The sequence below is a fragment of the Thermoplasmata archaeon genome (assembly GCA_035632695.1).
GTDB lineage: Archaea > Thermoplasmatota > Thermoplasmata > RBG-16-68-12 > RBG-16-68-12 > RBG-16-68-12.
Genome location: DASQGG010000089.1, coordinates 1 through 6,718, shown reverse-complemented (window position 1 = coordinate 6,718; position 6,718 = coordinate 1). Strand labels below are relative to the sequence as shown.

At 66.0% G+C, this 6,718-nt stretch carries 6 protein-coding genes; 4 read left to right on the top strand and 2 right to left on the bottom strand.

Annotated features, from left to right (window positions below; translation table 11 throughout):
* The first annotated feature begins 658 nt into the window (after nt 1-658).
* Together VEY12_06560 and VEY12_06555 are read left to right on the top strand one after the other, a co-directional pair.
* Nucleotides 659-1,714 (top strand): phosphate uptake regulator PhoU, encoded by a 1,056-nt coding sequence (locus VEY12_06560; GenBank protein HYM39787.1) that lies wholly within the window; start codon nt 659-661, stop codon nt 1,712-1,714.
* A 142-nt stretch (nt 1,715-1,856) separates the two neighbouring features.
* Nucleotides 1,857-2,180, top strand: coding sequence for a hypothetical protein (locus VEY12_06555; GenBank protein ID HYM39786.1), 324 nt, complete (start codon nt 1,857-1,859; stop codon nt 2,178-2,180).
* A 37-nt stretch (nt 2,181-2,217) separates the two neighbouring features.
* On the opposite strand, the gene prs is transcribed toward VEY12_06555, so the two are convergent.
* Nucleotides 2,218-3,087: a ribose-phosphate diphosphokinase gene (prs, locus tag VEY12_06550; GenBank protein HYM39785.1), complete on the bottom strand. Its 870-nt coding sequence runs from the start codon at nt 3,085-3,087 to the stop codon at nt 2,218-2,220.
* 118 nt (nt 3,088-3,205) lie between these two features.
* Between prs and VEY12_06545 the strand changes: the two genes are divergently transcribed.
* Nucleotides 3,206-4,414 (top strand): archaeosortase/exosortase family protein, encoded by a 1,209-nt coding sequence (locus tag VEY12_06545; GenBank protein HYM39784.1) that lies wholly within the window; start codon nt 3,206-3,208, stop codon nt 4,412-4,414.
* An 8-nt stretch (nt 4,415-4,422) separates the two neighbouring features.
* Here VEY12_06545 and VEY12_06540 read toward each other — a convergent pair whose 3' ends face one another.
* The gene (locus VEY12_06540; protein HYM39783.1) at nt 4,423-4,845 is read right to left on the bottom strand and encodes a roadblock/LC7 domain-containing protein; all 423 of its coding nucleotides are present in this window, start codon (nt 4,843-4,845) and stop codon (nt 4,423-4,425) included.
* A gap of 215 nt (nt 4,846-5,060) precedes the next feature.
* Here VEY12_06540 and VEY12_06535 point away from each other — a divergent pair, with 215 nt between their 5' ends.
* Nucleotides 5,061-6,581 (top strand): oligosaccharide flippase family protein, encoded by a 1,521-nt coding sequence (locus VEY12_06535; protein ID HYM39782.1) that lies wholly within the window; start codon nt 5,061-5,063, stop codon nt 6,579-6,581.
* Nucleotides 6,582-6,718: the final 137 nt, after the last annotated feature.

The following is a 6,718-nucleotide window of genomic DNA, read 5'->3' as shown; positions in this document are numbered from 1 at the left end:
CCGCCCCGAGGGCGGCCATGAGGACGAGTTCCAGCACCGCCATGACGGCTCACGCTTCCCCAGGAATGCCCGAACCAGGGCCCCCCGGACCATAAACGACTTGGACAACTGGAATTGACTCGAATCGCGGCCTCATCGGCTCTGCGACTCCGGGCCACGCGGAAAAGCTATGGCGAAGTACTGCATGGGTCGCACGTGCGAGATTGTACCCGCATATACACCGCGGGAGGGCCGAACGACGGACGCTTCCGGCGCCCGGGCTCCTCCTCCCGATCAGGGAAAAAGGAGGGGATGGCGATCGCCCAAAACTTGGAGGGGAAGCGATGGAAGGCCGTTGAAGGCGACCGTCATCATCCCGAGCGTCGAACCGGCTACGCTCCTCGATGGGTCGAGTGGCGAAACCGGCATGTCGCTCCCCTAGGCCCTTCTGGGCCCGAACCTCATCACGGCGGCATCGCTATTGGAGGGTTCCGAGCATAAAGTATATTCGCGACCCTTCGAGCGTCTTGAGGGAAACCCTCCGGGTCTCTCGGCCTCGGGAGGAGTCGCCGAACCGACGTCGAGAAACGGAATATAGGACGCCTCGGTTGCCAAAAGATATATTTACAGGTAATGGCTAGTTCCGATGCAAGGGCGTAATCGGACGGGGGAAGTCCGCATGGAGAGCCGGAAGATCCAGAAAGTAGGCGCAGCCACACTCACGATTTCCCTTCCCAAGGATTGGGTCACCCAGCGGAACCTGAAGAAGGGGGACCAGGTGTTCATCGTGGAGGAGGGCGACTCCCTCCGGATCCTGCCCGGTCCCGCGATGGAGGAGCGCAAGCGGAAGTGGGAGACGTACGTGATCGACGCGGACCTGTGCGACGAGCCGGGTCTCCTGGAGCGGATCATCGTCGGGAACTACGTCCTCGGACGGCAGAAGATCATCGTCCGCTCGTCCACGCGGCTTCGGAGCGAGCACATCGAGGAGGTCCGGAAGACCTCGAAGAAGCTCATGGGCCTCGGGATCATCGAAGAGATGTCGAGCAAGATCACCCTCCAGTGCGCCCTCGACCCCGCGAACTACCCGCTCGACGCGCTGGTCAAGCGCCTGTACAACCTGGGCGCCACGATGCTCGAGGAGGCCATCGAGGCCCTCGTCACGGGCGACCGCCGCCTCGCGGAGGACGCGATCAAGCGCGAGGACGACGCGGACATGATGTACTGGCTCATCCTGCGCCTGGTCCTGAGCGCCCAGGTGGACGAAGCCCTCGTGGAGCTGCTGGGCATGCGCTCGCGCCTCGAGATCGCCGGCTACCGGGTGATCGCCCGGGACCTCGAGACCGTCGCGGACTACTGCGAGACGATCGCGCGGAACGTGATCACCCTCCTGGACATGAAGACGGAGATCAGCCCCTCGTTCGCGAAGCAGCTCAAGGAGCTCTCGGAGGCCGTGACGGAGATCTACAGCAAGGCGATCGGCGGGCTCCTGTCCCGGGACATCAAGCAGGCGAACGACGCGATCCGCCTCCAGGAAGCCATCGTGAAACGCGAGCACGACCTGATCCGGATGATGCTCAAGGACTACGACGACACGAAGATCATCATTCCCCTGCGCACCGTGCTGAACGGCATCGTGGAGATGTCCGAGTACGGGAACTCGATCGCCGTGATCGCCTTCAACCGGTACCTCGAGAAGCCGACGAACCTGAGCCGCCCCGCGCCGCCCGCGTAGGCCGCGGACGGCGCCTCAGCGGGCCGCGCGCGCTCCCCCTTTATATCCTCTCTTAAATATGCTCCGGAGAGTATTTTTATAACCTGAGCCGATGGCGCGGCCAAGGTGTACCATGGCAGCTCCACCCCAAGGATCTGGCCCGATGATGCCGCCGCAGTCGTCCGCCGGGATGTACTACCAGCCCATGTCTCCGGAGAACATGCTCTCGCGGCGCAACGTCTGGTTCGTGAACGTGCTTGGACTCGGTATGATCTGGCTCGCGTTCATCCTGAGGCTTGTGAGCCTCGACCCGAACCTGCTCAAGTTCGACATCTTCCTCGTGATCACGGGCGCCGTGCTCGCGGCCCTCGCGAACACCGCGGCCGCCCTGGGCTCCAAGAAGACCACGGACATGCAGAACGTCGGCCTGTTCATCTGGTCCGGGTTCCTGATCGCGTTCGCCGCGGCGGTCGTCGCCTTCTTCTGAGACCGCCCGTCCCCCTTTCCGGGACCCCCAAGCCTGTTCATCCCGTGAGCTCGCGGAGCGCCCGAGCGAACTCGGGGGCGACGCTCACCTTCGTGTGGGGCGAGACGATCGTGTCCGTGGCCACGATTTCGTCGCACACCTTGAGGTTCTCCTCCGCCCGGCCGACGAACAGGCCGTGGACGCAGGTGGCGAGGACACGGGCCGCGCCCTGGGCCTTGAGCTCCCGGGTCGCGGTCGCGATGGTCCCGCCCGTGGAGATCACGTCGTCCACGATGGCCACGGACTTGCCCTTCACCTTGAGCTCCTTGGGCGTCACCCGGACCGTGTAGGAGTCCAGGCGCTCCTTGTCCAGGTGGTCGTACGGCGTCCCGGCGATCGCCGCGGCCTCCTTGGCCAGCCGCACCGCGCCGTCGTCCGGGGCCAGGAGCAGGTCCACGCCTACGGACTTGAGGTAGCGCCCCAACGCGGGGACGCCGCTGACCTCGCGCGCGCGGATCGGGAACAGGGACAGGATGTCCGGGTTGTGGATCGTCATCGTGAGCATCTCGTCCGCGTCGAGGGCGATGTGCTTCGCCATGGTCTTCGCGCTCACCGCCTCGCCCTCGGCGAAGCGCTTGTCCTGCCGCCCGTACCCGAAGTAGGGGATGACCGCGGTCAGGCGGCTCGCCCCCGCGTCGCGGATCGCGTCCGCGAGGAGGAAGTACTCCACGACCATGGGGTCGGGATGGGTCGTCTGGACCAGGACGACGTGCTCGCCTGCCACGGAGGCGAGCAGGCGCACGTACCGCTCCGCGTCCGGGAAACCGCCGGGATGCTTCTCGAAGCTCGCGTCCACGAAGGGCACCGCGAGCTCGCGCGCCAAGGCGCGGGCGAGGGGCAGGGAGGCCGAGCCGCCGACGACCTTCACGCGGGCACCGCGCGACGGATTCGCTGCGGCGTATTTGAAGTGTCGGACGCGTGACGCGACCGATAATGGCCTCCGAGTGTTCTTATACGCTCGAGGCGGGTCGGCGAGGGAGAGGGCCATGGGCCTCGAGGCGTGGGCCGCGACGATGGCACGTCACCGCCGAGCCTTGGGCCTCGTCGCCCTGCTCGTCGCCTTCACGGGCGTCAGCATGGTCCTGAACCCGACCCACGCGACGGACCTGATCGGCGTGGGCGTCGTCGTCCTCGTCGCGGGGGCGGCCCTCTTCGCCCTCCTGCTGTGGCCCGCGGCCGCGGAACCCGCGGTCGTCCCGCAGGCCAGCCTGGGTGCCCGCCTGATCCGAGTCCTGACGTGGGACGGCCGCCTCGTGCGGCTCTTCCCCGCGTTCGGGGTCGCCCTGGTCGTCGCGGACCTCGGGTACAACTTCCTGCTCTCCGCGTCCCCGGACCTCCTGACCGAGGACATCCTCGTCCTGCTGTCTGCGGCGGCGCTCCTCGGCTACGGCCTCGTCCCCTCGCGGTACGGGCGGGAGCGGGATTTCGTCCTCCTGTTCTTCCTCTTCCTCGATCTGCTCCTCGTCGCGCCCCTGCTCGCCGCGCGCCTCGTGACGCACAACGCGGACGCGTCCGTGGACGTGTACTCGTGGACCGCGCTGGCCCCGGAGCTCGGCGCCCTCCTGTCCGGGCTCGGCGTCGCGAACTCGGTCCATGCGGTCCCCGGCTTCACCGCCCCGGGCCTGACGTTCACCCCGGTCCAGATGGCCGCGCCCGTGACCCTCGTGATCTCCACCGCGTGCTCGGGCATCTACTCGTTCGGGATCTTCGCGGCCGCGTACGTGGCCTTCCTGACGACGGAGTACGCCCACCCTTCCCGACGGCTCTGGCTCCTCCTGGGGTTGGGTTTCGCGGCCTCCTACGTGGCCAACCTGCTGCGCATGCTGATCATCGTCCTCGTCGGGTACTACGCGGACACGGCCCAGTCGGACCTCCAGAACCTCCTCCTGGCCCACTCCTACGCCGGTTGGATCCTGTTCCTGGCGTGGCTCGCGCTGTTCTGGGGTCTCCTGTTCAAGTTCCTCCCGATCGAGACGCAGGAGACGCCGGTGCCGTCCGCATCGCCCCCACCTGCGCCGGAACCCCGGAAGGGAGGCTGCGCGGTCTGCGGCGAGCCCCTGAGCCCCGCGATCCCCGCCGCGCGCTGCGACTGCGGCGCGTTCTACCACCGCGCCTGCCTCGCCGCCGCGGGCGAGTGCCCCGCGTGCCATCGGAAGGCGACGGTCCTCCGCACGGGCGTGGCGGACGGAAATTGAACGGACCTTCAGATCCCGAGGATCTCGGACAGCTCGCGGCTCAGGCGCTCCACCTCGATCCGGACGAGCCCGAGGTTCGCGAAGCCCTCGAGGACGACGATCACGGAGAGCTGGGCGCTCGCGACGTTGGACACGAAGACCGTGGAGTCGGGCCCGACCATGACGACCTCGTTGGGGCCCTCCAGGGCGAGGTTCTGGTACACGCGCTGGGACGACTGGATCGCCATGGTCGCCATCGCGGTCACCGTGAGGACGTTGGCGCGCGTGGCGAAGGACGAGGACACGGGCAGGCCGCTCTTGTCCGCGATGGCCACGCCGCGCACCCCGTCCACGCGGGACTGGAAGGCCGAGAGGAGGGCCTGGAGCTTCTCCGCCGGACCTTCCGCGGGAGGCTCCGCGGTCTTGGCGAGTCGCAGTGCGGTGGGAGGCATGGCGAGCGTCCTGATTCCGGGCTTCCCCGGTCTCTGTCGGGGACTCTTTGCCCCTCCCGAGCTAAGAAGGGGGCAGTTAAGAAAAACCGACAGTGACCCGAAGTCGGGTCTCCGAGGCGTAGACTTCGGAAGCCCTCGCGGCACGCCGCGACTCCCGCCCCACGAGGCTCGCGCTCCCTGGAACCTTTAAGGCCGCGGGGTCGTTCGGGGCCGCAGTGTTCCGCCAGCGCACGACGGAGAACATCGTGATCAACGTCGGGCTGGGGTGGTTCAGCCGCATCCTGGGCGTGATCACGAAGGTCGTCCTGGCGCGCCTCCTCTTCCCTTCGGACTTCGCGATCTTCGCGATCGCGACGGGCCTCATCGGATTTGTCGGGACGTTCGGCGCGTTCGGCTTGGACTATGCGATCATCCAAAAGGGTCAGGCGGCGACGGACGAGGACTACAACGTCGGCATGACGCTTCGTCTCGCGATTGCGGTCGCCCTGTTCGCGGTCTCCGTCTTCGTTGCCGGCCCTTGGGCTTCTCTGTTTCCGAAATTCAGCGGGCTCGCGGTGACGAGCACGACGCAGATCGTCGCGCTCATCTATCTCGTCACCCCCTGGTCGTTCGTACCCACGACCCGCCTGACCCAGGAGCTCCGCTACCGCACCCTCGCGATTCCAAACCTTGCGGGCCAGATTGCAAACGCCGTGATTTCCATCGGTCTGGCCGTCGCAGGGTTCAGCGTCTGGTCCCTCGTCTATGCACTCCTCTTGTCCCAAGTCATCTCAACCGTAGGTTACGTGGCTGTGCGAGGCGGCCGATTCCGGCTCGCACTTCGAGGGGCCGTTGCCCGTCCCCTGGTGGCCTACTCCCGGCATCTCATCGTGGCCTCCCTCCTCGCGTTCCTAATCACGAACATCGACAACTTTGCCGTGGGCCGGCTGCTGGGACCCGACGCGCTCGGGTACTACGCGGTCGCATACGGGTTCGGTTACCTGCCGGTTTCCCTCATTTCAACACCCGCCGGAGGCGCCCTCTTCCCATCCCTCACTCGGATTCAAACGAGAGTCGAGGCGTTGCGAGACGCCTACCTCGAGAGTTTCTCCTACGCCGCAGTACTGATCCTGCCCGCGGGGGTCGGGCTCTCCGTGATGGCCTCGGAGATCGTACATATTCTTCTCGGGCCGACGTGGGTTGCTGCGACGGTTCCCTTGGTCGTCCTGGGCTTCTACGGGATTGGTCGAGCCCTCGTCGACTTCAGCTCGTCCCTCTTCGCGGCGAACGGCACGCCGCGGATTATCGCGCGCCAGAACTTCTTCATCTTGATTCTCTCGCTTATTCCCTTGTGGCCCCTAACCGTGTACTACAGCATCTCGGGGACCGCCCTCTCGATGACGGTCCCAGTCCTGATCGTCGCGGTCGTGTCCCTCGCGCAGTCGGCCAAGACGGTCGGGGCGAGGTTCCATGACTTCGCGGTGAGGCTCAAAGGGCCGATCGCCGCGACAACGGGGATGGGAGCCTTCCTAGTCGCCCTTCGCCTGGGGCTGTACGCGGTCCTACCATCTCGCCTGGCGATCCCGATTCTCAGTAGTAACGCAAGCGTGGTGACAATCGTCCTCCTCCTGGGAGTCCCCCTAGGGATGGTAATGTACTTCCTGTTGCTGAGACTCATTGACCGCGATGCGTACGAAGGCCTCATGCGGCACCTCCGGATGGTTCTTCGACATGGCACCCGTGCTCAAGCTCGATGACTGGGCGAGGCGTGGACTGGCTGTGTGAGATCACGGTCACTCTGAGGAGAATGGCAGCCAAGCTTCATGCCTAGGATTCAAGGAACTAAATCGGTCCGGCCGCCAACGGTGCACTTCCTTGAGATGCTTATCATGTG

Bases quoted from the DNA above. Each gene is read 5' to 3' on its own strand.
- VEY12_06560 (HYM39787.1), top strand. From the start codon at position 659: ATGGAGAGCCGGAAGATCCAGAAAGTAGGCGCAGCCACACTCACGATT.
- VEY12_06555 (HYM39786.1), top strand. From the start codon at position 1,857: ATGATGCCGCCGCAGTCGTCCGCCGGGATGTACTACCAGCCCATGTCT.
- VEY12_06545 (HYM39784.1), top strand. From the start codon at position 3,206: ATGGGCCTCGAGGCGTGGGCCGCGACGATGGCACGTCACCGCCGAGCC.
- VEY12_06540 (HYM39783.1), bottom strand. From the start codon at position 4,845: ATGCCTCCCACCGCACTGCGACTCGCCAAGACCGCGGAGCCTCCCGCG.